Genomic DNA, 1,790 nt, shown 5'->3' on the forward strand with positions numbered 1-1,790 from the left:
GCGACCTATTTCTAATCGTTGTTCTTTCGTTAATTTCACGTGGCAACCTCCCATCTAACAATTGAGGGCATCGGATACTAATTAGAAAATCTTTTATCCAAGATTACTACATTTAGTATCCAATTTCTACCCCCTCCATGTCCAACTTTAGCATACCACGTGCACGCGGTCCGCTTTAGTGACTACTTTCTCCGCTCTCGGAGAAAGCCTTTTTAGCATTTATTTGTTTCTTTTAATCGAGGTGTTATTATCATGGAGTATACTACGTTAGGTAAGACGGATATTCGTGTTTCTAAGTTGTGTGTTGGTTGTATGAGTTTTGGTAAGGCCGGTACTATGCATGATTGGACGTTGAATGAAGAGGATAGTGCGGCTGTGATCAAGCATGCTTTGGATTTGGGTATTAATTTCTTTGATACGGCTAATGGCTATTCGGCTGGGACTAGTGAGGAGTATTTGGGCCGGGCTTTGAAGCGGTATGCGCGCCGGGAGGATGTGGTGATTTCTTCTAAGGTGTATTTCAATGAAGGCCGGCTTTCGCGGGAAGCGATTATGCGGGAGATCGATGGGACGTTGAAGCGTCTGGGGACGGATTATCTCGATGTGTATATTATCCATCGCTTTGATTATGAGCATCCGATTGAAGAAACGATGGAGGCTTTGCATGATTTGGTCAAGGCTGGTAAGGTCCGGGCGCTTGGCGCTTCGGCTATGTATGGATATCAGTTCCACGCTATGCAGATTGTGGCGCGTGATCATGGCTGGACGCCGTTTTCGGTGATGCAGAATCATTATAGTCTTTTGTACCGGGAAGATGAACGGGAGTTGATTCCTATTTGCCGTCATTTTGGTGTGTCGCTTATGCCGTACAGCCCGCTGGCAGCTGGTCATTTGTGCCGGCCGACGTGGCAGGGGACGACGATGCGGAGCCAGACGGACCGCGTGGCTCGTGGTAAGTATGATAAGGCTGAAGAAAATGATATGCTCATCGTCGACAGGGTACATGAATTGTCGGAAAAATATGGCGTGACTATGGCTCAGATTGCTATTGCCTGGGAATGGGCTAAGGGTGTGGCTACGCCGATTATTGGCGCGACGAAGGCTGGGCATTTTGATACGGCTGCAGAGGCGCTTAAGGTGAAGCTGACGCCGGAGGATATAGCATATTTGGAAGAACCGTATTTGCCGCACACGATCGTCGGTGCGATTGATAAGAATCCGCCGCAGAATGTGATGCTCTTGGACGAAAAGAAATAGAGGAGGCATATAGGAAAATGACTCATGTTGATCCTGAATTGATTGCGCAGTTCCACATGCTTTGGGATGGTTTTCCCGGCTTGGCACGGCTGATTACGACGAAACACGAAATCATCGCTGCCAATGACATTGCCCGCAAGGCAGGCTTTGTGGAAGGGGCTATTTGCGCCCGCGTAGGCGCGCCGGAAAGCCATCGGGGCTGTCTGCTCAATGAGATGGTAAAAACAGGTGTGGCACAGACACAAATGGCCGGGACGGATAAGGTCAAAGGTTGGATGCCCGTAGCCGGGCATCCGGACCTGCTCGTGCATTTTACGCTGTTTATGCCGTAGGGGTGCTTTCCCCGGCGTTCGACCGGGGAGAGTACGCGGTGCCTTCCCCGTGGCGGGGAGGGTGGCCGCGTAAGCGGACGGGAGAGGAGAAACTGGTAGCTAAAACGTGGAGCTAATAAAGCCTAATAAGCGGGGGAGAGAGGTGAGTTGTAGACAATTATATGTTTTATTATCAACCTCTATCGACCGGTATCGCATCAA

General features: G+C 49.7%; 2 protein-coding genes. Both read left to right on the forward strand.

Annotated elements, in window-relative coordinates; translation table 11 throughout:
* The first annotated feature begins 252 nt into the window (after positions 1-252).
* Positions 253-1,257, forward strand: coding sequence for an aldo/keto reductase (locus tag H8J70_RS12300; RefSeq protein WP_186504581.1), 1,005 nt, complete (start codon positions 253-255; stop codon positions 1,255-1,257).
* 17 nt (positions 1,258-1,274) lie between these two features.
* Positions 1,275-1,589, forward strand: coding sequence for a hypothetical protein (locus H8J70_RS12305; RefSeq protein WP_186504582.1), 315 nt, complete (start codon positions 1,275-1,277; stop codon positions 1,587-1,589).
* Positions 1,590-1,790 lie beyond the last annotated feature (201 nt).

It is taken from the genome of Megasphaera hominis, assembly GCF_014269395.1.
In the GTDB taxonomy this organism is placed as follows: Bacteria; Bacillota; Negativicutes; order Veillonellales; family Megasphaeraceae; genus Megasphaera; species Megasphaera hominis.